Annotated in this window: 1 protein-coding gene; it reads left to right on the top strand. The window is 31.8% G+C overall.

What is annotated here, in order from left to right:
- Positions 1-420, top strand: a 420-nt coding sequence (locus B2671_RS12145) for an AIR synthase-related protein (RefSeq protein WP_346870658.1), incomplete at its 5' end; no start/stop codon positions are given.
- Positions 421-428: the final 8 nt, after the last annotated feature.

Below are 428 nucleotides of genomic sequence, written 5' to 3'. Positions count from 1 at the left end.
ATTGAAGAAGCAAGAGGCTATGTGGAAAGCATAAGTGTAGTCAAAGAAGGAAAAATAGGTGGAATAGCTAAAGCAACATCTATGCATGATATAACAGAAGGTGGAGTTTTAGGAGCACTATGGGAAGTTGCTAATGCAAGTAATGTAGGATTTAAGGTCGATAAATCTAAAATGCCAATTACAGAAATTACAAGGAAAGTATGTAAAGAGTTTAATATAGATCCATTAAGACTAATATCATCAGGTAGTATGCTTATAACTACTGATAATCCAGAAGAGTTGTTAAAATCTTTTGATGATAATGGAATTAAGGCTACTGAAATAGGAGAAATAACTAAGAATAAAGGTATAGTAATAGATGATAAAGAAATCAATGAAGTAACTCCGCCAGAAGCAGATGAGTTATTTAACATACAGTAGACATTTTA

It is taken from the genome of Clostridium sp. UBA5119 (assembly GCF_002414285.1).
In the GTDB taxonomy this organism is placed as follows: Bacteria; Bacillota; Clostridia; order Clostridiales; family Clostridiaceae; genus Clostridium_J; species Clostridium_J sulfidigenes.
This window is presented reverse-complemented; position numbering and strand designations above follow the sequence as displayed.